The 24423-nt window shown below is 69.9% G+C and carries 19 protein-coding genes; 14 read left to right on the plus strand and 5 right to left on the minus strand.

Going from position 1 to position 24423, the window contains the following annotated elements; all coding sequences use genetic code 11:
* Positions 1 to 184 precede the first annotated feature (184 nt).
* The 12 genes from uvrC (at position 185) to OG933_RS32580 (ending at position 15903) form a co-directional block, all read left to right on the plus strand.
* Entirely contained in the window at positions 185 to 2296 is a 2112-nt protein-coding gene (gene uvrC, locus OG933_RS32525) for an excinuclease ABC subunit UvrC (RefSeq protein WP_405630406.1), read from the plus strand.
* Positions 2293 to 3366, plus strand: a complete 1074-nt coding sequence (gene rapZ / locus OG933_RS32530; protein ID WP_362267260.1) for an RNase adapter RapZ — start codon at positions 2293 to 2295, stop codon at positions 3364 to 3366. The genes uvrC and rapZ overlap by 4 nt, the downstream gene beginning before the upstream one ends.
* Positions 3363 to 4430, plus strand: coding sequence for a uridine diphosphate-N-acetylglucosamine-binding protein YvcK (yvcK, locus tag OG933_RS32535; RefSeq protein ID WP_028807185.1), 1068 nt, complete (start codon positions 3363 to 3365; stop codon positions 4428 to 4430). Before rapZ ends, yvcK begins: the two co-directional genes overlap by 4 nt.
* A complete protein-coding gene (whiA, locus tag OG933_RS32540) occupies positions 4421 to 5410 on the plus strand; it encodes a DNA-binding protein WhiA (RefSeq protein WP_020131902.1) in 990 nt (329 codons plus the stop codon). Before yvcK ends, whiA begins: the two co-directional genes overlap by 10 nt.
* Before the next feature lie 158 nt (positions 5411 to 5568).
* Positions 5569 to 8523, plus strand: coding sequence for a M14 family zinc carboxypeptidase (locus tag OG933_RS32545; protein ID WP_405630410.1), 2955 nt, complete (start codon positions 5569 to 5571; stop codon positions 8521 to 8523).
* Between the two features lie 229 nt (positions 8524 to 8752).
* A complete protein-coding gene (gene gap, locus OG933_RS32550; protein WP_020131904.1) occupies positions 8753 to 9763 on the plus strand; it encodes a type I glyceraldehyde-3-phosphate dehydrogenase in 1011 nt (336 codons plus the stop codon).
* 155 nt (positions 9764 to 9918) lie between these two features.
* Positions 9919 to 11130 carry a phosphoglycerate kinase gene (locus tag OG933_RS32555; protein ID WP_362520514.1) on the plus strand — a complete coding sequence of 404 codons (1212 nt, stop codon included), beginning with the start codon at positions 9919 to 9921 and terminating at the stop codon, positions 11128 to 11130.
* A 6-nt stretch (positions 11131 to 11136) separates the two neighbouring features.
* Positions 11137 to 11913 (plus strand): triose-phosphate isomerase, encoded by a 777-nt coding sequence (tpiA, locus tag OG933_RS32560; RefSeq protein ID WP_405630412.1) that lies wholly within the window; start codon positions 11137 to 11139, stop codon positions 11911 to 11913.
* A 127-nt stretch (positions 11914 to 12040) separates the two neighbouring features.
* On the plus strand, positions 12041 to 12271 hold the full coding sequence (gene secG, locus OG933_RS32565; protein WP_020131907.1) for a preprotein translocase subunit SecG: 231 nt from the start codon (positions 12041 to 12043) through the stop codon (positions 12269 to 12271).
* 211 nt (positions 12272 to 12482) lie between these two features.
* Complete coding sequence (locus tag OG933_RS32570; RefSeq protein WP_082412914.1) at positions 12483 to 12818, plus strand: RNA polymerase-binding protein RbpA; 336 nt, start codon at positions 12483 to 12485, stop codon at positions 12816 to 12818.
* A 409-nt stretch (positions 12819 to 13227) separates the two neighbouring features.
* The gene (gene pgi / locus OG933_RS32575; protein ID WP_405630415.1) at positions 13228 to 14877 is read left to right on the plus strand and encodes a glucose-6-phosphate isomerase; all 1650 of its coding nucleotides are present in this window, start codon (positions 13228 to 13230) and stop codon (positions 14875 to 14877) included.
* A 102-nt stretch (positions 14878 to 14979) separates the two neighbouring features.
* Entirely contained in the window at positions 14980 to 15903 is a 924-nt protein-coding gene (locus OG933_RS32580; protein WP_405630417.1) for a hypothetical protein, read from the plus strand.
* A gap of 30 nt (positions 15904 to 15933) precedes the next feature.
* Here OG933_RS32580 and pgl read toward each other — a convergent pair whose 3' ends face one another.
* From pgl to tkt, 5 genes are read right to left on the minus strand one after another with little or no spacing between them, the layout of a single operon-like run.
* Positions 15934 to 16716 (minus strand): 6-phosphogluconolactonase, encoded by a 783-nt coding sequence (gene pgl / locus OG933_RS32585; protein ID WP_362520527.1) that lies wholly within the window; start codon positions 16714 to 16716, stop codon positions 15934 to 15936.
* Positions 16713 to 17846 carry a glucose-6-phosphate dehydrogenase assembly protein OpcA gene (opcA, locus tag OG933_RS32590; RefSeq protein ID WP_362520530.1) on the minus strand — a complete coding sequence of 378 codons (1134 nt, stop codon included), beginning with the start codon at positions 17844 to 17846 and terminating at the stop codon, positions 16713 to 16715. The genes pgl and opcA overlap by 4 nt, the downstream gene beginning before the upstream one ends.
* A complete protein-coding gene (gene zwf / locus OG933_RS32595; RefSeq protein WP_267021054.1) occupies positions 17843 to 19366 on the minus strand; it encodes a glucose-6-phosphate dehydrogenase in 1524 nt (507 codons plus the stop codon). The genes opcA and zwf overlap by 4 nt, the downstream gene beginning before the upstream one ends.
* A gap of 3 nt (positions 19367 to 19369) precedes the next feature.
* Complete coding sequence (tal, locus tag OG933_RS32600; protein ID WP_327182410.1) at positions 19370 to 20488, minus strand: transaldolase; 1119 nt, start codon at positions 20486 to 20488, stop codon at positions 19370 to 19372.
* 33 nt (positions 20489 to 20521) lie between these two features.
* A complete protein-coding gene (tkt, locus tag OG933_RS32605; RefSeq protein WP_362520534.1) occupies positions 20522 to 22609 on the minus strand; it encodes a transketolase in 2088 nt (695 codons plus the stop codon).
* A 391-nt stretch (positions 22610 to 23000) separates the two neighbouring features.
* On the opposite strand from tkt, the gene OG933_RS32610 reads away from it, so the two are divergent.
* The gene (locus OG933_RS32610) at positions 23001 to 23918 is read left to right on the plus strand and encodes a heme o synthase (protein WP_362267542.1); all 918 of its coding nucleotides are present in this window, start codon (positions 23001 to 23003) and stop codon (positions 23916 to 23918) included.
* A 98-nt stretch (positions 23919 to 24016) separates the two neighbouring features.
* Positions 24017 to 24373 (plus strand): hypothetical protein, encoded by a 357-nt coding sequence (locus OG933_RS32615; protein WP_405630418.1) that lies wholly within the window; start codon positions 24017 to 24019, stop codon positions 24371 to 24373.
* Positions 24374 to 24423: the final 50 nt, after the last annotated feature.

A 24423-nucleotide genomic window follows, 5' to 3' on the forward strand; every position in this document is an offset into this window, starting at 1 on the left:
CCCCGCATTGAAGCGTGTTGACCAAGTCCCGACAACACCTGATGCCCGAGTGGCACATGCGTGTGGCCGAGTCGATGCCTCCGGGTCCCGCCCTCGGCACCCCGCTTGTCCACAGGCCCTTCGGACACCCGGCCGTCGTCCACAGCCCGCCGGAGTGTCACCCCGCGCCAGTAGGGTGTGAGACATGGCCGACCCCTCCAGTTACCGCCCCAAGCCGGGACAGATCCCGGACTCCCCCGGGGTGTACCGATTCCGCGACGAGCACCGCCGGGTGATCTACGTCGGAAAGGCGAAGAGCCTGCGTCAGCGCCTGGCGAACTACTTCCAGGACCTGTCCGGCCTTCACCCGCGCACCCGCACGATGGTCACCACGGCCGCGTCGGTGGAGTGGACGGTGGTGTCCACGGAGGTCGAGGCGCTCCAGCTGGAGTACTCCTGGATCAAGGAGTACGACCCCCGGTTCAACGTCAAGTACCGCGACGACAAGAGCTATCCCTACCTCGCGGTGACGATGAACGAGGAGTTCCCGCGCGTCCAGGTGATGCGCGGCCACAAGAAGAAGGGCGTCAGGTATTTCGGACCGTACGCGCACGCGTGGGCGATCCGGGACACCGTCGACCTGCTCCTGCGGGTCTTCCCCGTGCGCACCTGCTCCGCCGGCGTCTTCAAGAACGCCGCCCGCACCGGCCGGCCCTGTCTGCTCGGCTACATCGGCAAGTGCTCCGCGCCGTGCGTCGGCCGGGTCTCCGCCGAGGAGCACGGCGAACTCTCCGAGGAGTTCTGCGACTTCATGGCCGGCCGCACCGGAACCTACCTGCGCCGGCTGGAGAAGCAGATGATGGAGGCGGCCGAGGAGATGGAGTACGAGCGGGCCGCCCGCCTGCGCGACGACATCGAGGCCCTGAAGAAGGCCATGGAGAAGAACGCGGTCGTGCTCGCGGACGCGACCGACGCCGACCTGATCGCGGTCGCCGAGGACGAGCTGGAGGCGGCCGTCCAGATCTTCCACGTACGCGGCGGACGCGTCCGAGGCCAGCGCGGCTGGGTGACCGACAAGGTCGAGGACGTCACGACCGGCGCCCTCGTCGAGCACGCCCTGCAGCAGCTGTACGGCGAGGAGCGGGGCGACTCCGTGCCCAAGGAGGTCCTGGTCCCGGCCCTGCCCGAGCCCGTCGAACCCGTCCAGGAGTGGCTCACCGAGCGCCGCGGGTCCAACGTCTCGCTGCGCATCCCGCAGCGGGGCGACAAGAAGGCCCTGATGGAGACCGTCGAGCGCAACGCGCAGCAGGCGCTCGTCCTGCACAAGACCAGGCGCGCCTCCGACCTGACCACACGCTCGCGCGCCCTGGAGGAGATCGCCGAGGCCCTCGACCTGGACAGCGCGCCGCTCCGGATCGAGTGCTACGACATCTCGCACCTCCAGGGTGACGACGTGGTGGCCTCCATGGTCGTCTTCGAGGACGGCCTGCAGCGCAAGAGCGAGTACCGCCGCTTCCAGATCAAGGGCTTCGAGGGCCAGGACGACGTCCGCTCCATGCACGAGGTGATCACCCGCCGCTTCAGGCGCTACATCGCCGAGAAGGAGCGGACGGGGGAGTGGACCGACGGCGAGAACGCGCTCGCCGACACCCCCGGGACGTCCCTCGCCGACGCGCCCCTGACCGACGCCGGCGAAGCGCCCCTCACCAGCAGCCTCAAGGACGATGACGGCCGCCCCAAGCGCTTCGCCTACCCGCCTCAGCTCGTCGTCGTCGACGGCGGACAGCCGCAGGTCGCGGCGGCCAAGCGGGCGCTGGACGAGCTCGGCATCGACGACATCGCCGTCTGCGGTCTGGCCAAGCGCCTGGAAGAGGTCTGGGTGCCGGACGACGACGACCCGGTCGTCCTGCCCCGCAGCAGCGAGGGTCTCTATCTGCTCCAGCGCGTGCGCGACGAGGCCCACCGCTTCGCCATCACCTATCAGCGCACCAAGCGGGCCAAGCGCTTCCGCGCCGGTCCCCTGGACGAGGTGCCCGGCCTCGGCGAGACGCGCAAGCAGGCACTGATCAAGCACTTCGGCTCGGTGAAGAGGCTCCGGGCCGCGACGATCGAACAGATCTGCGAGGTTCCGGGCATAGGCCGCAAGACGGCCGAGACCATCGCCGTGGCCCTCGCCCGGGCGGCATCGCCCGCCCCCGCCGTGAACACGGCGACCGGAGAGATCATTGATGATGAGGAACCCGATACGACGGCGGGTTCCCCCGGAGACCCCGTGACGACGGGCGCCCCGGAAGAACGACGGGGGCAGGAGACATGACCGAGCACGAGCACGACGCACACCCCACAGCGGAACAGGAACAGGCGCCCACTACTGTGCCCACAGCCGCGTCCCAGCAGGGACCCAGGGAACCAGGCGAGGATTCCACCACGCACCCCGCGGTCCCCGACAGCCCTCAGCAAGAAGTACGCCAGGAAGACGGAGCACAGGTGAGTACGGACGTCACGCCGCCCGGGATCCCCGACGCGGCCATCCCCGAGCTGGTGATCATCTCCGGCATGTCCGGGGCCGGTCGCTCGACGGCAGCCAAGTGTCTGGAGGACCTCGGCTGGTTCGTCGTCGACAACCTCCCGCCCGCCCTGATCCCCACCATGGTGGAGCTGGGTGCCCGCTCCCAGGGCAACGTGGCGCGGATCGCGGTCGTCGTCGACGTCCGCGGCCGGCGCTTCTTCGACAACCTCCGCGAGTCCCTCGCCGACCTCGAGTCGAAGAGCGTCACCCGGCGGATCGTCTTCCTGGAGTCCTCCGACGACGCCCTGGTGCGCCGCTTCGAGTCCGTGCGCCGCCCGCACCCCCTGCAGGGCGACGGCCGCATCGTCGACGGCATCGACGCCGAGCGCGAGCTGCTGCGCGAGCTGCGCGGCGACGCCGACCTGGTGATCGACACCTCCAGCCTCAACGTGCACGAACTGCGCGCCAAGATGGACGCCCAGTTCGCCGGCGACGAGGAGCCCGAGCTGCGGGCCACCGTGATGTCCTTCGGCTTCAAGTACGGCCTGCCGGTCGACGCCGACCTGGTCGTGGACATGCGCTTCCTGCCCAACCCGCACTGGGTCCCGGAGCTGCGCCCCTACACCGGCCTCAACGAGGAGGTCTCGGCGTACGTCCTCAACCAGCCCGGCGCCAAGGAGTTCCTCGACCGGTACGCCGAGCTCCTCCAGCTGGTCGCCGCGGGCTACCGCCGGGAGGGCAAGCGCTATGTGACCATCGCGGTCGGCTGTACGGGCGGCAAGCACCGCTCGGTGGCCATGTCGGAGAAGCTCGCCGCGCGTCTCGCGGCCGAGGGCGTGGAGACGGTGGTCGTGCACCGGGACATGGGACGGGAATGACAGGACGTTCTCCACGGCTCGGCCGACTGCGCAGGAGCGCTTCCGACGGGCGCGTGGTCCGGCCGGTCGAGGCACGCGGCGGCAAACCGCGCCGCCGCGGCACCCAGCCCAAGGTCGTCGCCCTCGGCGGCGGCATGGGACTGTCCGCCTCGCTCACCGCGCTGCGCCGGATCACGGGCGACCTCACCGGTGTCGTCACGGTGGCCGACGACGGTGGTTCCAGCGGACGGCTGCGCGAGGAGCTGGGTGTACTCCCGCCCGGTGACCTGCGCAAGGCGCTGGCCGCGCTGTGCGGTGACGACGACTGGGGCCAGACCTGGGCCCGGGTCATCCAGCACCGCTTCCAGTCACAGGGCGAGATCAACGGCCACGCGGTGGGCAATCTGCTGATCGTCGCCCTGTGGGAGCAGCTCGGCGACCACGTCCAGGCTCTGGACCTGGTCGGCAAGCTGCTGGGCGCGCAGGGGCGCGTGCTGCCCATGTCCGCCGTACCGCTGGAGCTCCAGGCGCTGGTCAAGGGCCACGATCCGGAGCGGCCGGACGACGTCGACACGGTCCGGGGACAGGCGACCGTGGCGCTGACGCCCGGCGAGGTGCAGTCCGTGCACCTGGTGCCGCACGACCCGCCGGCCGTCCCGGAGGCGGTCGAAGCCGTCCTGGACGCCGACTGGGTCGTGCTCGGCCCCGGCTCCTGGTTCTCCTCGGTCATGCCGCACCTGCTGGTGCCCGATCTGCTGGACGCGCTCATGGAGACGAAGGCGCGCCGGGTGCTCTCCCTGAACCTCGCCCCGCAGCCCGGAGAAACCGACGGCTTCTCCCCGCAGCGTCATTTGGAGGTTTTGGGACGACACGCCCCTAAACTCGCCCTGGACGTGGTGCTGGCCGACGTGGCCGCCGTGCTCGACCGCGACTCGCTGACCGACGCCGCCAAAAGGTTCGGGGCCGCGGTCGAGCTGGCGCCGGTGGCCCGGCCCGACGGAACCCCGAGGCATGACCCGGAGCTGTTGGCTGCCGCGTACGACCGTATTTTTCGGATGCATGGAAGGATCGGCCCATGGCGATGACGGCAGCGGTGAAGGACGAGATCTCCCGGCTCCCCGTCACCCGGACCTGCTGTAGAAAGGCGGAGGTCTCCGCCGTTCTGCGGTTCGCCGGCGGCCTCCACCTGGTGAGCGGGCGGATCGTGATCGAGGCGGAGCTGGACACCGCGATGGCGGCCCGCCGGCTCAAGCGGGACATCCTGGAGATCTTCGGCCACAGCTCGGAGCTGATCGTGATGGCCCCGGGCGGTCTGCGCCGCGGCTCGCGCTATGTGGTGCGGGTGGTCGCGGGCGGTGACCAGCTGGCCCGGCAGACGGGGCTCGTCGACGGCCGGGGCCGCCCGATCCGGGGGCTGCCCCCGCAGGTGGTCTCCGGTGCGACCTGCGACGCGGAGGCGGCCTGGCGCGGAGCCTTCCTGGCGCACGGCTCGCTCACCGAGCCCGGCCGCTCGTCCTCCCTGGAGGTGACCTGCCCGGGCCCGGAGGCCGCGCTCGCGCTGGTCGGCGCCGCCCGTCGGCTGTCCATCGCCGCGAAGGCCCGTGAGGTGCGCGGAGTCGACCGCGTCGTGGTCCGGGACGGCGACGCGATCGGCGCGCTGCTCACCCGGCTGGGCGCGCACGAGTCGGTGCTGGCCTGGGAGGAGCGCCGGATGCGCCGCGAGGTGCGGGCCACGGCGAACCGTCTCGCGAACTTCGACGACGCCAACCTGCGCCGCTCGGCGCGTGCGGCGGTCGCCGCCGGGGCCCGGGTCCAGCGCGCCCTGGAGATCCTCGGTGACGAGGTGCCCGAGCACCTCGCGGCGGCCGGCCGGCTCCGGATGGACCACAAGCAGGCCTCCCTGGAGGAGCTGGGCGCGCTCGCCGACCCGCCGCTGACGAAGGACGCGGTCGCCGGACGGATCCGCCGGCTGCTGGCGATGGCCGACAAGCGGGCCTCCGACCTCGGCATCGCGGGTACGGACGCCAACCTCAGCGACGAGCTGGCCGACAATCTGGTCGGCTGACCCCGCTCTCCTGACGCCTCTTCAAAACGCCGGTGGTATCGCCCCTTCGGGTGACACCACCGGCGTTTGCGTGGCTTTGAGGCGCTCTTGACTGGATCATCGACTGTCATGAGCCTGGCAGAGTTCGCTGCTGGGGCGAACTCAGGCTAGGGGGGTTCATGAGACGAAGAGCGAGATCGATCCTCGCTGTCGGCGCGCTGTTGCTCGGCGGAGCGGCACTCGCACCCATCGCCCAGGCACAGCCCGGCACCACACCGAAACCCGACGCGGACGAGGTCAAGGTCTTCCGCGCCGAGGTCACCAAGCAGCAGGTACCCCTGCTGCTGGCGGCCGGCCAGGACGGTCACGAACTCAGCGAGCAGGCGCCCGAGAAGGGCACCGCGACGGTCGAGGTCTACCTCACCGACAAGCAGGCGAAGAAGCTCGAGAAGCAGGGCGTCGCCCTCGCCGAGCACACACTTTCGGCCAAGGCGGAGAACCGCGTGGAGGCCGCCGCCGACGGCGTGTTCCGACCGTACAGCGGCAGCGGTGGGCTCCAGGAGGAGATCCTGCGCACCGCGCGGGAGAACCCGGCCCTCACCAAGGTCGTCTCCATCGGCAAGACGGTCGAAGGCCAGGACATCCTCGCGCTCAAACTGACGAAGAACGCGAAGAAGTCCAAGGACGGCTCCAAGCCCTCGGTCCTCTACATGTCCAACCAGCACGCGCGGGAGTGGATCACGCCGGAGATGACCCGGCGGCTGATGCACTACTACCTGGACACCTACAAGACCGACCGGCGCGTCAAGAAGATCGTCGACTCCAGCGAGCTGTGGTTCGTCCTGTCGGCCAACCCCGACGGCTACGACTACACCTTCGCGAACACCGACAACCGCCTCTGGCGCAAGAACCTGCGGGACGTCAACGGCGACGGCGCGATCTCCACCGGCGACGGCGTCGACCTCAACCGCAACTTCCCCTACAAGTGGGGCTACGACGACGAGGGTTCGTCCCCGAACCCCACCAGCCAGACCTACCGCGGCGCGAGCCCCGGCTCCGAACCCGAGACCAAGGCGCTCGACGCCTTCGAGAAGCGGATCGGGTTCACGTACGGCATCAACTACCACTCCGCCGCCGAACTGCTGCTCTACGGCGTCGGCTGGCAGGTCGCGACCGACACCCCGGACGACGTCGTCTACAAGGCGCTCGCCGGCACCCCCGACAACTCCGCGGTCCCGGGCTACCACCCGCAGGTCTCCTCGGAGTTGTACACGACCAACGGCGAGGCCGACGGACACGCGGCGAACGTCAACGGCACGGCGATGTTCACCCCCGAGATGTCGACCTGCCAGACCGCGTCCGGCATCGACCCGAACGACCAGTGGAACGCCGCCGACTGCCAGTCGGTCTTCAACTTCCCGGACGACGAGAAGCTGATCCAGGACGAGTTCGCCAAGAACGTGCCCTTCGCGCTCTCCGTCGCCGAGTCCGCGGCGCAACCCGACCAGCCGAAGTCCTCGGTCGGTCTGTCCGCCGCCGACTTCACCCCGGCGCCGTTCACCACCTCGTACTCGCGCGGCGCCGACCAGGAGATCTCCGTCGTCGTACGCAAGGCGATCCGCGACAAGGAGCTCAAGTACCGCGTCAACGGCGGCCGTACCCGGGACCAGGCGCTCAAGGCATGGAAGGGCGGCGAGACCTTCGGCGGTGACGACAACCTCCACTTCGACGAGTACCGGGCCAAGGTGCGGGACGGCGAACCCGGCGACAAGGTCGAGGTCTGGTTCGCGGGTGAGACCAAGAACGGCAAGAAGGTCTCGGGCGCGCACTTCACCTACACGGTCGCCGCGCGGCCCAAGGCCGACACCCTCGTCGTGGCCGAGGAAGGCACGGCCGCCACACAGGCGCGGACCTACGTCGACGCGCTGAAGGCCAACGGCCGCAGGGCGATCGTCTGGGACGTCGCCACCCAGGGCGCGCCCGACGCGCTCGGCGTGCTGAGCCACTTCGACACGGTCGTCCACTACACGGGCGCGAGCGTCCCCGGCAATCCGACCCAGCTCGAACTGCGTGCCTTCCTCAACGAGGGCGGCAAGCTGATCGAGGCGGGCGAGCTGGCCGGCGGCAACGTCGACCTCGGTGACGGCACCCCGTCGAACGACTTCAGCCAGTACTACCTGGGCGCCTACTCCCGTACCTCGACCCCCGGCGCCACCGGCTTCACCGGCTCCGGCAAGCTCGCCGGTGCCGGCGGGGCCCTCGGCCCGGCGACCGGCAACCCGCTCGACAGGGCGGGCACCTACGGCGTCACCTCGGACGAGCTGCCCGCCTCCGCGTACCCGCAGTTCGCCAGTGCGGGCGCCGGTCAGTTCGCCGGGACGGTCAACCCGTACGGGCCGTTCACGGGCTCGTACATGGCAGCCGCCGTGCACACCGACGACGGCTACAAGCGCCTCACCCGCACCATCGACCTCACCGGTGTCGGCGCGGCGAGCAAGCCGGCCCTGCGCACCCAGCTGCTGTGGGACACCGAGCCCGGCTACGACAACGCGATCGTCGAGATCCACACGGTCGGCGCCGACGACTGGACGACGCTTCCCGAGGCGGGCGGCGCCACCAGCACCGCCGTCCCCGCGGAGTGCGGCGGCGGCTTCTACATCGGCGAGCACCCGTGGCTGCGGCACTACCTCACCCTCGGCGCGGGCGACTGCACCGCGACCGGCAGCACCGGCTCCTGGAACGCCCTCACCGGTGCCTCCAGCGGCTGGCAGCAGGTGAACTTCGACCTGAGCGCCTACGCGGGCAAGCAGGTCGAGGTCTCGATCGCCTATGTCACCGACCCCGGCAGCGGCGGCCACGGCGTCCTCGCGGACGACACCTCGCTGGTCGTCGGCGGCACCGCCACCGGGACGGAGGGCTTCGAGACCTCGCTCGGCGTCTGGCGGGTCGCGGGTCCGCCCGCGGGCAGCCCGGCCGTCCTGAAGGACTGGACGCGCACCGGCGCCCTGTTCCAGACCTACGGAGCGGTCACCACCGACGACACCGTGCTGCTGGGCTTCGGCCTGGAGCATGTCACCGCGGCGGCCGACCGGGTCGCGCTCATCGGGAAGGCGCTCGCCTCACTTGAGAGCTGAAGAACGGCTGTCAACTCCGTGTGACAGTTCGTAATCACATCGAGCGATCGGGTCTTCCGGTCCGGGCGGTCCGTACCCCTACTGGCGGGTACGGACCGCCCTGCCGTGTATGGGCGAAGTCGATGTCACTCCGGCGGCCTCGGAGAGGTAGGGTCGTGGGTGGTCGGGGACATCCCAAATACAGCTCGCCGGCACCGCATAGCCGGCGTACCAACGAGGAGATCGGTTCGTGACGATCCGCGTAGGCATCAACGGCTTTGGCCGCATCGGTCGTAACTACTTCCGCGCGCTGCTGGAGCAGGGTGCTGACATCGAGATCGTGGCTGTCAACGACCTGGGTGACACCGCGACCACCGCACATCTGCTCAAGTACGACACCATCCTGGGCCGCCTCAAGGCCGAGGTGTCGCACACCGCCGACACGATCACCGTCGACGGTCACACCATCAAGGTGCTGTCCGAGCGCAACCCGGCGGACATCCCGTGGGGCGACCTGGGCGTCGACATCGTGATCGAGTCGACCGGCATCTTCACCAAGAAGGCCGACGCCGAGAAGCACATCGCAGGCGGCGCCAAGAAGGTCCTCATCTCGGCTCCGGCCAAGGACGAGGACATCACCATCGTGATGGGCGTCAACCAGGACAAGTACGACGCGGCCAACCACCACGTCATCTCCAACGCCTCCTGCACCACCAACTGTGTGGCGCCGATGGCCAAGGTCCTCGACGAGAACTTCGGCATCGTCAAGGGTCTGATGACGACGGTCCACGCGTACACCAACGACCAGCGCATCCTGGACTTCCCGCACTCGGACCTGCGTCGCGCCCGCGCCGCCGCCGAGAACATCATCCCGACCACGACGGGTGCCGCCAAGGCCACCGCCCTGGTCCTGCCGCAGCTCAAGGGCAAGCTGGACGGCATCGCCATGCGCGTCCCGGTCCCGACCGGCTCGGCCACCGACCTGGTCGTGACCCTCCAGCGCGAGGTCACCAAGGACGAGGTCAACGCCGCGTTCAAGAAGGCCTCCGACGACGGCGACCTCAAGGGCTACCTGGCGTACACCGAGGACCAGATCGTCTCCTCGGACATCGTCGGCGACCCGGCCTCCTGCACCTTCGACTCCTCCCTGACCATGGTCCAGGAGGGCAACTCGGTGAAGATCCTCGGCTGGTACGACAACGAGTGGGGCTACTCCAACCGCCTCGTCGACCTGACGGTCTTCGTCGGCAACCAGCTCTGATCGTCGGATCAGGCACCTCGATGTGAGTGCAGGGCTCGGGCGGCGCAGGGACGCGCCGCCCGAGCCCTGACGCACGTACGGATCAGCCTTCCTCACGGTCCCCGGCGACCACGAGTGATCACGAGCACCACGAGCCCTCCCCAGGAGCCCCCGTAATGAAGACGATCGACGAACTTCTCGCCGAAGGCGTCGCAGGCAAGCGGGTCTTCGTCCGCGCCGACCTCAACGTGCCGCTCGACGGCGGCACCATCACCGACGACGGCCGCATCCGTGCCGTCCTGCCCACCGTCAAGGCCCTCGCGGACGCGGGCGCCAAGGTGGTCGTCGCCTCGCACCTGGGCCGTCCCAAGGGCGCGCCGGACCCGGCCTTCTCCCTGGCCCCCGCCGCCGCCCGGCTGGGCGAACTCCTCGGCACGGCCGTGGCCTTCGCGACCGACACGGTCGGCGAGTCCGCGCGGTCCACCGTCGCGGACCTCACCGACGGCCAGGTCGCCGTCATCGAGAACCTGCGCTTCAACGCGGGCGAGACCAGCAAGGACGACGCCGAGCGCGGCGCCTTCGCCGACCGGCTCGCCGAACTCGCCGACCTCTACGTCGGTGACGGGTTCGGGGCGGTGCACCGCAAGCACGCCTCCGTCTACGACCTCCCGGCCCGGCTGCCGCACGCGGCCGGCTTCCTGATCGCCACCGAGGTCGGCGTCCTGAAGCAGCTCACCGAGGACGTCAAGCGGCCCTACGTCGTCGCCCTCGGCGGCTCCAAGGTCTCCGACAAGCTCGCCGTCATCGACCAGCTGCTCGGCAGGGCCGACCGCATCCTCATCGGCGGCGGCATGGCCTTCACCTTCCTCAAGGCGAAGGGGTACGAGATCGGTGCCTCCCTCGTCCAGGACGATCAGCTGCCCGTCGTCAACGAGTACGTCGAGCGCGCCGAGAAGAACGGCGTCGAGCTGGTCGTGCCCGTCGACGTGGTGGCCGCGGCCCGGTTCCCGGACCTGAGGACCAAGGCCCCGTCCGACCCCGTCACCGTCGCCGCGGACGCGATCCCCGCCGACCTGATGGGCCTCGACATCGGTCCCGAGACCGGTGTCCTGTACGCCTCGAAGCTCGCCGACGCCGGCACCGTCTTCTGGAACGGCCCCATGGGCGTCTTCGAGCACCCCGACTACGCCGAGGGCACCAAGGCGGTCGCCCAGGCCCTCATCGACTCCCCGGCCTTCACGGTCGTCGGCGGCGGCGACTCCGCCGCGGCCGTCCGCCTCCTGGGGTTCGACGAGAACGCATTCGGCCACATCTCGACCGGCGGTGGCGCCTCCCTCGAATACCTCGAGGGCAAGACGCTCCCCGGCCTCGCCGCACTGGAGGGCTGACCCCGCATGACCACTCGCACGCCGCTGATGGCGGGCAACTGGAAGATGAACCTCAACCACCTCGAGGCCATCGCCCACGTCCAGAAGCTCGCCTTCGCCCTGGCCGACAAGGACCACGAGGCCGTCGAGGTCGCCGTCCTGCCGCCCTTCACCGACCTGCGCTCCGTGCAGACCCTGGTCGACGGCGACAAGCTGAAGATCAAGTACGGCGCCCAGGACATCTCGGCGCAGGACTCCGGTGCCTACACCGGCGAGATCTCCGGCTCCATGCTCGCCAAGCTGAAGTGCACGTTCGTGGCGATCGGCCACTCCGAGCGCCGCCAGTACCACAACGAGACCGACGAGCTCGTGAACGCCAAGGTCAAGGCCGCCTACAAGCACGGCCTGACCCCGATCCTGTGTGTCGGCGAGGAGCTGGACGTCCGCGAGGCGGGCAACCACGTCTCCCACACCCTCACCCAGGTCGAGGGCGGTCTGAAGGACCTCCCGGCCGAGCAGGCCGAGACCATCGTGATCGCCTACGAGCCCGTCTGGGCCATCGGCACCGGCAAGGTCTGCGGTGCCGAGGACGCGCAGGAGGTCTGCGCCGCCATCCGCGGCAAGATCGCCGAGCTCTACACCCAGGAGCTGGCCGACAAGGTCCGCATCCAGTACGGCGGCTCCGTGAAGTCCGGCAACGTCGCCGAGATCATGGCGCAGGCCGACATCGACGGCGCGCTGGTCGGCGGTGCCTCGCTGGACACCGACGAGTTCGTCAAGATCGTGCGCTTCCGCGACCAGTGATCCGAGCTGTGTGTATGCGGTAGCGGCGATCCGTCGTACCCTTGCGGGGGCATAGCGGTTGTCGCTATGCCCCCGTCGTTCGTCCGAGTCGTTATCCGAATCCGAGGAAGTTGGTCCAGCCGTGGTTTTGGGGTTCTCGATCGCCCTGATCGTCTTCAGCCTGCTGCTGATGCTGCTGGTGCTGATGCACAAGGGGAAGGGCGGCGGCCTCTCCGACATGTTCGGCGGCGGCATGCAGTCCTCCGTCGGCGGCTCCTCGGTCGCCGAGCGCAACCTCGACCGCATCACCGTCGTGATCGGTCTGCTGTGGTTCGCCTGCATCATCGTTCTCGGCATCGTCATGAAGACGAACAGCTGATCAGCTTCGCACAGTCACGCACATTCCGGTACGTAAGGCCCCATGTTCGGTACGCGCAGCTGAGCGCGGCCTATCATGGGGCTTGCGTCTAGGTGTGGAAGCTGTAACTCCAATCACTGGACGCGCGTTGGGCCTTACGTAGACTGAGGCGCTCGCAGCGAAGCGAAACGCCGACTCGCTTTGCGGCACCATCACGCAGGGAGTTACGACCGTGGCAAGTGGCAACGCGATCCGAGGAAGCCGGGTCGGGGCGGGGCCGATGGGCGAGGCCGAGCGGGGCGAGTCCGCGCCGCGTCTGCGCATCTCCTTCTGGTGCTCCAACGGACACGAAACGGTGCCCAGCTTCGCCAGCGACGCGCAGGTTCCCGAGACCTGGGACTGCCCGCGCTGCGGCTTTCCCGCCGGGCAGGACCGGGACAACCCCCCGGCCCCGCCGCGAACCGAGCCCTACAAGACGCACCTCGCCTATGTGCGGGAGCGGCGCAGCGACGCGGACGGCGAGGCGATCCTCGCCGAAGCGCTCGCCAAACTGCGGGGCGAGATCTGACGAACCGAGACCGGCCGGGTGCCCGAGGGTGCCTGGCCGGACATGTTTCGCGTGCGCATGTCCGCCCGCGGGCCGTCTGACAGCGGTGCCCTCCACGCGCCCGTGCGGCGCGCCCTGGTGGACCTCGAGGCCCTCGGCGGGGCCCACGCCTGCCTGATGACCGGTTACCCAGCCGGCCGGCGCAACTCCGGCCGGCCCTTCGCGCGCGCCGAAACGGCGACGCGGCCCCGCTCGTGCCGCGCACTCGCCGTCGCCGCGTTGATACCCGCGGGCCGGGCGGACGTACCTGTTGTTGTCCCGTACGACCGTGGCCCGTCCGCTCGCCCGACGCGCTGATCAACTAGGTTGGAACCGGCGGGGCAAGGCGTGCGCAGCACGGACAGATGAGGAAAGAGGGCTGAAGTCCGACATGAACGCAGACGGCCGTACGAGGCTCAACCAGACGCCCGAGTGGACCGCTCTGGCCAAACACCGCGAGGAACTCGGCGAGGTGCGGCTGCGGGAGCTGTTCGCCGCCGACCCCGAGCGCGGCGCGGGATACACGCTACGGGTCGGTGACCTGCACATCGACTACTCCAAGCACCTCGTCACCGACGAGACACTGCGGCACCTGCGTGAACTGGCCGTCGCCACCGACGTCTTCGGCCTGAGGGACGCCATGTTCCGCGGCGAGAAGATCAACACCACCGAGGACCGTGCCGTCCTGCACCCCGCCCTGCGCGCCCCGCGCGACGCGGTGATCGAGGTCGACGGGGAGAACGTCGTCCCGGCGGTGCACGCCGTGCTCGACAAGATGGCCGGCTTCGCCGACCGCGTCCGCTCCGGCGCCTGGACCGGCCACACCGGCCGGCGTATCCGCAACGTGGTGAACATCGGCATCGGCGGCTCCGACCTGGGCCCGGCGATGGCCTACGAGATGCTGCGCGGCTACACCGACCGCGATCTCACGGTCCGTTTCGTGTCCAACGTGGACGGCGCCGACCTGCACGAGGCCACCCGCGACCTGGACCCGGCCGAGACGCTGTTCATCATCGCGTCGAAGACCTTCACCACCATCGAGACGATCACCAACGCGACCTCGGCCCGCAGTTGGCTGCTGGCCGCGCTCGGTGACGACACAGCCGTCGCCAAGCACTTCGTCGCGCTGTCGACGAACGCCGAGAAGGTCGCGGACTTCGGCATCGACACGGCCAACATGTTCGAGTTCTGGGACTGGGTCGGCGGTCGCTACTCCTTCGACTCGGCGATCGGCCTGTCCCTGATGATCGCCATCGGCCCGGACCGGTTCCGCGAGATGCTCGACGGCTTCCACCTCGTCGACGAGCACTTCAGGACCGCGCCCGCCGAGTCCAACGTGCCACTGCTGCTGGGCCTGTTGGGCATCTGGTACGGCAACTTCCACGACGCGCAGTCGCACGCCGTGCTGCCCTACAGCCACTATCTGTCCAAGTTCGCCGCCTACCTCCAGCAGCTGGACATGGAGTCCAACGGCAAGTCCACAGGCCGGGACGGCCGGCCGGTCGACTGGCAGACCGGCCCCATCGTCTGGGGCACGCCGGGCACCAACGGGCAGCACGCCTACTACCAGCTCATCCACCAGGGCACCAAGCTCATCCCCGCGGACTTCATCGGCTTCGCCGAGCCGGCCGCCGAGCTGAGCGACGAACTCAAGGCGCAGCACGACCTGCTGATGGCCAACTTCTTCGCCCAGACCCAGGCGCTGGCCTTCGGCAAGACGCCCGAGGAGGTGCGCGCCGAGGGCGTCCCGGAGGAGCTGGTGGCCCACAAGACGTTCAAGGGCGACCACCCCACGACCACGATCCTCGCCCGTGAGCTGACCCCGTCGGTGCTCGGCCAGCTCGTCGCGCTCTACGAGCACAAGGTGTTCGTGCAGGGCGCGGTGTGGAACATCGACTCCTTCGACCAGTGGGGCGTGGAGCTCGGCAAGGTGCTCGCCAAGCGTGTCGAGCCCGCCCTGACCGAGGGCGCCGAGGTCCCCGGCCTGGACACGTCCACCAAGGCCCTGGTCGCCAAGTACCGGGAGCTGCGCGGTCGGTAGCGGTCACCGGGCGGGGGAAACGGGAAGCGGGCGGCGGTCGGTCGTCCGCTTCCCGTAGACTCCCCGGCGATCATGAGTGGCGATCTCTCGGGGGAGAGCAACGTGACCGGTGCACGCAGGAGTTGGACCGACGGCTCGCTGTCCGGCCGCTCGTTCCTGAAGCCCCACAAGGCGGCGTGGGCGGTGTTCCATCCGGCGTGGATACCCCAGGCGCTCGATCCGACGGTGGAACGGCTCAAGCGCGGCAGGGTCGTCGCCGGGGCGGTGGCGGCCGTCGGCGTCTACACCTTCGTCGAGGGCGGCTTCGCCTTCGAGGAGATGCTGGAGAACACGGCGATCGCCTCCGCCGTGCTGTTCTTCCTCACCCCGGTGACGGTCGGCGTGATGCTCTTCGTCTGGCGGCGCACCGGCACCGTCGGACAGCTGAAGAGGCCGCTCCTCGACTCGCTCAAGCTGCTGCTGCTCTTCATCGGCTGTGTCATGACGACCGTGGGGATCTTCCGGTCGAGCGAGATGTTCGGGCTCGTGCCGAGGATGCTGCTCACCCTCGTGGGCCTCTGGATGGCCTTCTTCGTGATGGCAGGCGCCGTCCGGCTCTCCGGGAACTTCTTCGGTTCCGCCGCCGTGCACCGCTGTCTGCCGCCGCTGCTCGCCACGGTGACGTCCTGGCTGATGGCCGTCCCCGATCTGATCACCGGTGACCTGCACGGCCTCAGCCTCACCATGGGCATCGTCTTCATCCTGGGCGCACCCGTGACGGTCACCGGGCTCGCGCTGCTGGAGATGCGCCGCCTCAAGCGGCGGTACGGCATCCGGCTGGCGGCCCACCCGGCCACCCTGCCGCCGACACCCGCCGGGGTGCCGCCCCAGGCCCCGCCGCAGGGAAACCCGTACGGACACCCGCAGGGAAACCCGTACGGGCAGCCGTACGCACCGCACCCGGGGCAGCCGTACCAGCCGTATCCCCAGGGCAACCCGTACGGGTCCTATCGGGCCCACAACGGGCAGAACCCGTACGGCGGTTGACCGTACGGGTTCTGTGCGGCGGTGACCGTGTCAGGCGGACGCCGGAGGGTACAGCGACCTCGGGAGCCGGGACGCCGCCGCCGTGTCCAGCAGCCACAGGGTGCGGGAGCGGCCCCGGGCGCCCGCCGCCGGGGCCTGGATCTCGCCCGCGCCGGACAGGGCGATCGCCGCGGCCTGCGCCTTGTCCTCGCCGGCCGCGAGCAGCCACACCTCACGGGCCGCCCGGATCGCCGGGAGGGTGAGGGTGACCCGGGTCGGCGGGGGCTTGGGCGCGCCGCGCACGCCCACCACCGTGCGCTCGGTCTCCCGCACGGCCGGCAGCTCCGGGAAGAGCGAGGCCACATGGGTGTCCGGGCCGACGCCCAGCATCAGGACGTCGAAGGCGGGCACGTTGCCATGGTTCTCGGGGCCGGCCGCGCGGGCCAGCTCCTCCGCGTAGGCGGCCGCGGCCGCCTCCACGTCGGCGCCGTACGGACCGTCGGACGCGGGCATGGCGTGCACGCGCTTCGGGTCCACCGGGACGGAGTCCAGCAGGGCCTCACGGGCCTGCGTGACATTGCGCTCCGGGTCGCCCTCGGGCACGAAGCGCTCGTCGCCCCACCACAGGTCCAGCCGGGCCCAGTCGATGGCGTCGCGGGCGGGCGCGGCGGCCAGCGCGGCCAGCAGGCCGTTGCCGTTGCGGCCGCCCGTGAGGACCACGGACGCCTGGCCCCGGGAGGCCTGGGCGTCCACGATCTTCGTGATGAGACGGGCCGCCGCGGCCTGCGCCATCAGTTCCTTGTCGTGGTGCACGACCAGCTGGGGAGTGCTCACTGCGGATCCGCTTTCCTGACCGGGGGCATCTGCGCCGGAGTCGGCCGGTCGGCGTCGCCGTGGCCCGCCGGGGCGGCGGACGGCGGAGCCGACGCGGAGTCACGGCCCGCGGCCGCCGGGTCCGGCACCGCGCGGACCGGGAGGGACGGTGCGGGCTGGCCGGCGGCCTCGGCCCGCTCCGCCTCCCGCTCGGCGGCCGACTGGATCCCGCCCAGCCGGTCCACGCCGAACCGCAGGGCGGACGCGTACGTGTCGTCGGGGTCGAGCCTGCGCAGCTCCTCCGCGAGCAGCTCGGACGTCTCGCGGCGCTTGAGCGCCACCGCGCGGTCCGGCTGGCCCGGCAGTGCCAGCGTGGCCATCGCGCCGTCCGACCGGTGCAGTGTGATCGGACCGCCGGTCGTCTCCATCCGGACCTGGGTCAGACCCGGACCGGCCGAGATCGCGCGGCGGACGTGCACATGGAGCCGGTCGGCGAGCCACATGGCGAGCAGCTCGACGCTCGGGTTGGCCTCCTCGCCCGCCACTTCGGCGGAGACGATCTCGCAGCTGACCTGGTCGAGGGCGGCGGCCAGCATCGAGCGCCACGGGGTGATCCGGGCCCACGCCAGATCGGTGTCGCCCGGCTCGTAGCTCTCGGCACGGGCCCGCAGCTCGTTGATGGGCTTCTCGGCCGCGTAGCTGTCGGTGACCCGGCGCTGGCCCAGGGCGCCCAGCGGGTCGCCCGCCGGGTCGCGCGGGGCGTCCACCGACCACCAGACCACCACCGGCGCGTCCGGCAGCAGCAGCGGCAGGACGACGGACTGGGCGTGGTCGGAGACCTCGCCGTACAGGCGGAGGATCACCGTCTCGCCGCTGCCCGCGTCCGCCCCCAGCCGCACCTCGGCGTCGAGGCGGGACTGGGTGCGGCCCCGGGGGGACCGCGAGACGCGCTTGATGACCACGAGCGTGCGGGAGGGGTGCTCGTGCGACGCGTCGTTGGCGGCCTTCAGGGCGTCGTAGGCGTTCTCCTCGTCCGTGACGACGACGAGGGTGAGCACCATGCCGACTGCGGGGGTGCCTATCGCGCGCCTGCCCTGCACCAACGCCTTGTTGATCTTGCTGGCAGTGGTGTCCGTGAGGTCTGTCTTCATGGCCGGCGCCAGCTCCGTCCGTCTCGCTCGAGCATCTCGTCGGCCTCGACGGGCCCCCACGTGCCCGACGGGTACTGCGCGGGCTTGCCGTTCTTGTCCCAGAACCGCTCGATCGGGTCGAGGATCTTCCAGGACAGCTCCACCTCTTCCGTGCGGGGGAAGAGGTTCGAGTCGCCCAGCAGCACGTCGAGGATCAGGCGCTCGTACGCCTCGGGCGAGGACTCCGTGAAGGACTCGCCGTAGGCGAAGTCCATCGACACGTCCCGGATCTCCATCGAGGTGCCGGGCACCTTCGAGCCGAAGCGGACCGTGATGCCCTCGTCGGGCTGGACGCGGATGACGATCGCGTTCGCGCCGAGCTCCTCGGTGGCCGTGGAGTCGAAGGGGGAGTGCGGGGCCCGCTGGAAGACGACCGCGATCTCGGTGACCCGGCGGCCGAGGCGCTTGCCGGTGCGCAGATAGAAGGGGACGCCCGCCCAGCGGCGGTTGTCGACCTCCAGCTTGACGGCCGCGTAGGTGTCGGTCTTCGACTTGGGGTCGATGCCGTCCTCTTCGAGGTAGCCGACGGCCTTCTCGCCGCCCTGCCACCCGGCCGCGTACTGGGCGCGCACGGTGGCGCGGCCCAGGTCCTTCGGCAGCCGCACGGCGCCGAGCACCTTGGTCTTCTCGGCGGCCAGCGCGTCCGCGTCGAAGGAGGCCGGCTCCTCCATGGCCGTGAGGGCCATCAGCTGGAGCAGGTGGTTCTGGATGACGTCACGGGCGGCGCCGATGCCGTCGTAGTAGCCGGCCCGGCCGCCGATGCCGATGTCCTCGGCCATCGTGATCTGGACGTGGTCCACGAAGGACCGGTTCCAGATCGGCTCGAACATCGTGTTGGCGAAGCGCAGCGCCATGATGTTCTGGACGGTCTCCTTGCCCAGGTAGTGGTCGATGCGGAAGACCTGGTCCGAGCCGAAGACCTCGTGGACGACCTTGTTGAGCTCCTCGGCCGAGGCGAGGTCGTGACCGAAGGGCTTCTCGATGACCGCGCGTCGCCAGGAGCCGTTCTTCTGGTCGGCCAGCCCGTGCTTCTTCAGCTGCTGGATGACCACCGGGAAGGACCGCGGCGGCACGGACAGGTAGAAGGCGAAGTTGCCGCCCGTGCCCTGCGCCTTGTCGAGTTCCTCGATCGTGCCGCGCAGCCGCTCGAAGGCGTCGTCGTCGTCGAAGGTGCCCTGCACGAAGCGCATGCCCTGGACGAGCTGCTGCCAGACCTCCTCGCGGAAGGGCGTACGGGCGTGCTCCTTGACGGCGTCGTGGACCTCCTGTGCGAAGTCCTCGTGCTCCCACTCGCGGCGGGCGAAGCCGACCAGCGAGAAGCCCGGCGGCAGCAGACCCCGGTTGGCGAGGTCGTACACGGCGGGCATGAGCTTCTTCCGGGACAAATCGCCCGTGACGCCGAAGATGACCAGGCCCGACGGCCCCGCGATACGCGGGAGCCGTCGGTCGGCGGGGTCACGCAGCGGATTGCTGCTCGACAGAGTTCAGCCCTCCGAGGGGGCGAGGCGCTGGAGCTCCGCCTCGGTCGACTTGAGCAGGTCGTTCCAGGACGCCTCGAACTTGTCCACGCCCTCGTCCTCGAGGAGCTGGACCACCTCGTCGTAGGAGATGCCGAGCTTCTCGACGGCGTCGATCTCGGCGCGGGCCTGCTCGTAGGTGCCGGCGACGGTGTTGCCGGTGATCGCGCCGTGGTCCTCGGCGGCGAACAGGGTCGCCTCCGGCATGGTGTTCACCGTGTTCGGCGCCACCAGGTCGTCCACGTACAGGGTGTCCTTGTAGGCGGGGTCCTTCACACCGGTGGAGGCCCACAGCGGACGCTGCTTGTTGGCGCCCGCCTTCTCCAGCGCGGCCCAGCGCTCGCCGGCGAAGACCTCCTCGTACGCCTGGTAGGCGAGCCGGGCGTTGGCGAGGCCCGCCTTGCCGCGGGCGGCCTTGGCCTCGTCGGTGCCGAGCGCGTCGAGCCGCTTGTCGATCTCGGTGTCCACGCGGGACACGAAGAAGGACGCCACGGAGTGGATCTTCGACAGGTCCAGGCCGCGCTCCTTGGCCTGCTCCAGGCCGGCCAGGTAGGCGTCCATGACCTGGCGGTAGCGCTCCAGCGAGAAGATCAGCGTGACGTTGACGCTGATGCCGAGGCCGATGACCTCGGTGATCGCCGGCAGGCCGCCCATCGTGGCCGGGATCTTGATGAGCGTGTTGGGGCGGTCGACCAGCCAGGCGAGCTGCTTGGCCTCGGCGACCGTCGGCTTGGTGTGGTGCGCCAGGCGCGGGTCGACCTCGATGGACACCCGGCCGTCCTGGCCGCCGGTGGCGTCGAAGACCGGGCGCAGGATGTCGGCGGCGTCGCGGACGTCCGCCGTCGTGATCATGCGGATGGCCTCTTCGACGGTGACCTTGCGGGCGGCGAGGTCGGAGAGCTGCTGCTCGTAACCGTCGCCGCTGCTGATGGCCTTCTGGAAGATCGACGGGTTGGTGGTGACGCCCACGACGTGCTGCTGGTCGATCAGTTCGGCCAGGTTGCCGGACGTGATCCGCTTGCGCGACAGGTCGTCCAGCCAGATCGCGACGCCTTCTTCGGAGAGGCGCTTGAGTGCGTCTGTCATGGAATTACATCTCCTACGTGTCGTATGTGAGCGTCAGCGCTGGGCGGCGGCGAGGGATTCCCGGGCCTTGGCGGCCACGTTCTCGGCAGTGAAGCCGTACTCCTGGAAGAGGACCTTGCCATCGGCGGAAGCACCGAAGTGCTCCAGGGAAACGATGCGGCCGGCGTCCCCGACGTACTTGTGCCAGGTGAGACCGATACCCGCCTCGACCGAGACGCGGGCCTTGACGGACGGGGGCAGAACGCTGTCCCGGTACCCCTGGTCCTGCTCCTCGAACCACTCCACGGACGGCATGGAGACCACCCGCGTGGGCACACCCTCGGCTTCCAGCCGCTCGCGTGCCTCGACGGCGACGTGCACCTCGGAGCCGGTCGCGATGAGGAGCACCTCCGGCGTTCCGGTGGAGGCCTCGAACAGGACGTACCCGCCCTTGGCCGCGTTCTCGTCGGGCTCGTAGGTCGGCACGCCCTGGCGGGTGAGGACCAGACCGTGCGGGGCGCCCTTGCCGAACACCTTCGTCCAGCGCTTGAGGATCTCGCGCCAGGCGATCGCCGTCTCGTTGGCGTCGGCCGGGCGGACGACGTTCAGGCCCGGGATGGCGCGCAGCGCGGCCAGGTGCTCGACCGGCTGGTGCGTCGGGCCGTCCTCGCCGAGGCCGATGGAGTCGTGCGTCCACACGTACGTCACCGGCACGTGCATCAGGGCGGACAGTCGCACGGCGTTGCGCATGTAGTCGGAGAACACGAGGAACGTGCCGCCGTAGATGCGGGTGTTGCCGTGCAGCGCGATGCCGTTCATCTCCGCGGCCATCGAGTGCTCGCGGATGCCGAAGTGGACGGTGCGGCCGTACGGGTCCGCCTCCGGCAGCGGGTTGTCCGCCGGGAGGAACGACGACGTCTTGTCGATCGTCGTGTTGTTGGAACCCGCGAGGTCGGCGGAGCCGCCCCACAGCTCGGGGATGACCGCGCCGAGCGCCTGGAGCACCTTGCCGGACGCGGCACGGGTGGCGACGCCCTTGCCGGACTCGAAGACCGGGAGCTTCTCCTCCCAGCCGGTGGGCAGCTCGCCCGCGGCGACGCGCTCGAACTCGGCGGCGCGGTCGGGGTTGTTGTCCCGCCACTGCTGGAAGGACTTCTCCCACACGGCGCGGGCCGCCTGGCCGCGCTCGAGGGCGCCCCGGGTGTGGGCGATGACCTCGTCCGAGACCTCGAAGGACTTCTCCGGGTCGAAGCCGAGGACGCGCTTGGTGGCCGCGACCTCGTCGTCGCCGAGCGCCGAGCCGTGGGCGGCCTCGGTGTTCTGCGCGTTCGGCGCGGGCCAGGCGATGATCGAGCGCATCGCGATGAAGGACGGCTTGTCCGTCACCTGCTTCGCGGCCTCGATCGCGTCGTAGAGGGCGTGCGGGTCCAGGTCGCCGTCCGGCTTGGGGGCGACGCGCTGCACGTGCCAGCCGTACGCCTCGTAGCGCAGAACGGTGTCCTCGGAGACGGCGGTCTCGGTGTCGCCCTCGATCGAGATGTGGTTGTCGTCCCACAGCAGGACCAGGTTGCCGAGCTTCTGGTGCCCGGCCATGGAGGACGCCTCGGCGGAGATGCCCTCCTGGAGGCAGCCGTCACCGGCGATCGCGTAGACGAAGTGGTCGAACGGCGACTCGCCGACCGGGGTCTCCGGGTCGAACAGACCGCGCTCGTAGCGGGCGGCCATCGCCATGCCCACGGCGTTCGCGACGCCTTGGCCCAGCGGGCCGGTCGTCGTCTCGACGCCCGTGGTGTGGCCGTACTCCGGGTGACCCGGGGTCTTCGAACCCCAGGTACGGAACGCCTTCAGGTCGTCCAGCTCCAGGCCGAAGCCGGCCAGGTACAGCTGGGTGTAGAGCGTCAGGGACGAGTGGCCCGCGGACAGCACGAAGCGGTCGCGGCCGACCCAGTCGGCGTCCGCCGGGTCGTGCCGCATCACCTTCTGGAAGAGGGTGTACGCGGCAGGCGCCAGGCTCATCGCCGTACCGGGATGGCCGTTGCCGACCTTCTGTACGGCGTCGGCGGCCAGGACGCGGGCGGTGTCCACGGCCCGCTGGTCCAACTCGGTCCACTCGAGGTCTGTGGTGGTCGGCTTGGTGCTCACCCTGGGTCAGGGCTCCTCTCCACATGTCACGCATGTCGAATGCCGGTGCACGCGGCGCCCACCGGCCGTTGTCGAGCCTACCCCCGTGAGAACGTGCATTTTTTCGAGTCATTCCAGACTGCCGGGAGACTTGGTGATCCGCCTGCCGACCGGTGTGTTCCCTGTTCGGCAAGTGAATACGGAGCCGCTCGTACGAGTGCTCAACAGAGTGCCCTCCGGCTCTTCCGCAGGTGCCGTCCAACACGACCCCACCCCCGCGAATGTCGGGGTCTGGGCAACGTCTACAGTGGCGTGGTACGCGCGAGCCTTTACCCCGCATTCACACGGGGAGGCTTGCTGGGAGTCTCTGTCAGGGGTGTGCGTGACGGCCGTTGAATCCCGTCCAGTGGGGATGATCGGGACGAGCCAGAGCCCGAGCCGGCGGCCGTTCGGGGCCCGGGTCAAGGCGTTCGTGGCGCTGACCAAGCCGCGGATCATCGAGCTGCTGCTGATCACCACCGTCCCGGTGATGTTCCTGGCGCAGCAGGGCGTTCCGGACCTCGGTCTGGTGGTGCTGACCTGCCTCGGTGGTTACCTGTCCGCGGGCGGCGCCAATGCGCTGAACATGTACATCGACCGCGACATCGACGCGCTGATGGACCGCACCTCGCAGCGCCCGCTGGTCACCGGAATGGTCAGCCCGCGTGAATGCCTCGCCTTCGGCATCACCCTCGCGGTGGTCTCCACACTCCTGTTCGGTCTGACCGTCAACTGGCTGTCGGCCTGGCTCGCCCTCGGCGCGCTCCTCTTCTACGTCGTCGTCTACACGATGATCCTCAAGCGCCGTACCTCGCAGAACATCGTGTGGGGCGGCATCGCCGGCTGCATGCCGGTGCTGATCGGCTGGTCGGCCGTGACGAACTCGGTGTCCTGGGCGCCGGTCGTGCTCTTCCTCGTCATGTTCTTCTGGACGCCGCCGCACTACTGGCCGCTGTCCATGAAGGTCAGGGACGACTACGCACGCGTGGGCGTGCCGATGCTGCCGGTCGTCGCCTCCAACAAGACCGTCGCCAAGCAGATCGTCCTCTACAGCTGGGTGATGGTCGCCGTCTCGCTGCTGCTGACCCCGCTGGGCTACACCGGGTGGTTCTACACCTCGGTCGCGCTGGTGGCCGGTGGCTGGTGGCTGTGGGAGGCGCACGCGCTCCAGAACCGCGCGAAGGCTGAGGCGACGGGCGGGAAGCTGAAGGAGATGCGGCTGTTCCACTGGTCCATCACCTATGTGTCGCTGCTGTTCGTGGCGGTCGCGGTGGACCCCTTCCTGCGCTGACACCTCCGAGTCCGCATCGCCGAACGGCCGGGGTGCGTGGTCAACACCACGCACCCCGGCCGTCGCCGTTCGATCTACCCGTCGGTAGCATCCTGGCCATGGCAGACACCAAGCAGGTTGACGAGACCGCCGACGCCAAGCAGGCCGCGAAGGCCGAGCGCAAGGCGGCCCGGCTCGCCAAGCAGATCAGCTCCTTCGCCAAGCAGCACGGCGGGGCCGAGGGCCAGATCGCGTACATCGGCGAGCGCGGCGCCCGTATCGTCCTGGTCGGCGACGACGGCGGCTGGGGCGACCTGGTGGCCCCCTCGGTCGCCATCGCCGAGCTGGCCGTCGGAAAGGCCGGCATCACCGTGCACGAGACCTTCGACGGCGAGTTCGCGGCGAAGGTGAAGACGGGGCCGTACGAGTGGACGCGGATGGCCGGTATCCAGGTCGGCGGACCGAAGAACGGCTGAGCAGCAACAACCTGACACCCCGGTCACCCGTTAGGACCCGTAGGAACTAC

Source organism: Streptomyces sp. NBC_00016 (assembly GCF_045040885.1).
GTDB lineage: Bacteria > Actinomycetota > Actinomycetes > Streptomycetales > Streptomycetaceae > Streptomyces > Streptomyces coriariae.

Bases quoted from the DNA above. Each gene is read 5' to 3' on its own strand.
- tal (WP_327182410.1), bottom strand. From the start codon at position 20,488: ATGACAGACGCACTCAAGCGCCTCTCCGAAGAAGGCGTCGCGATCTGG.
- tpiA (WP_405630412.1), top strand. From the start codon at position 11,137: ATGACCACTCGCACGCCGCTGATGGCGGGCAACTGGAAGATGAACCTC.
- OG933_RS32615 (WP_405630418.1), top strand. From the start codon at position 24,017: ATGGCAGACACCAAGCAGGTTGACGAGACCGCCGACGCCAAGCAGGCC.
- pgi (WP_405630415.1), top strand. From the start codon at position 13,228: ATGAACGCAGACGGCCGTACGAGGCTCAACCAGACGCCCGAGTGGACC.
- rapZ (WP_362267260.1), top strand. From the start codon at position 2,293: ATGACCGAGCACGAGCACGACGCACACCCCACAGCGGAACAGGAACAG.
- opcA (WP_362520530.1), bottom strand. From the start codon at position 17,846: ATGAAGACAGACCTCACGGACACCACTGCCAGCAAGATCAACAAGGCG.
- whiA (WP_020131902.1), top strand. From the start codon at position 4,421: ATGGCGATGACGGCAGCGGTGAAGGACGAGATCTCCCGGCTCCCCGTC.
- yvcK (WP_028807185.1), top strand. From the start codon at position 3,363: ATGACAGGACGTTCTCCACGGCTCGGCCGACTGCGCAGGAGCGCTTCC.
- OG933_RS32545 (WP_405630410.1), top strand. From the start codon at position 5,569: ATGAGACGAAGAGCGAGATCGATCCTCGCTGTCGGCGCGCTGTTGCTC.
- OG933_RS32555 (WP_362520514.1), top strand. From the start codon at position 9,919: ATGAAGACGATCGACGAACTTCTCGCCGAAGGCGTCGCAGGCAAGCGG.
- uvrC (WP_405630406.1), top strand. From the start codon at position 185: ATGGCCGACCCCTCCAGTTACCGCCCCAAGCCGGGACAGATCCCGGAC.
- OG933_RS32610 (WP_362267542.1), top strand. From the start codon at position 23,001: ATGATCGGGACGAGCCAGAGCCCGAGCCGGCGGCCGTTCGGGGCCCGG.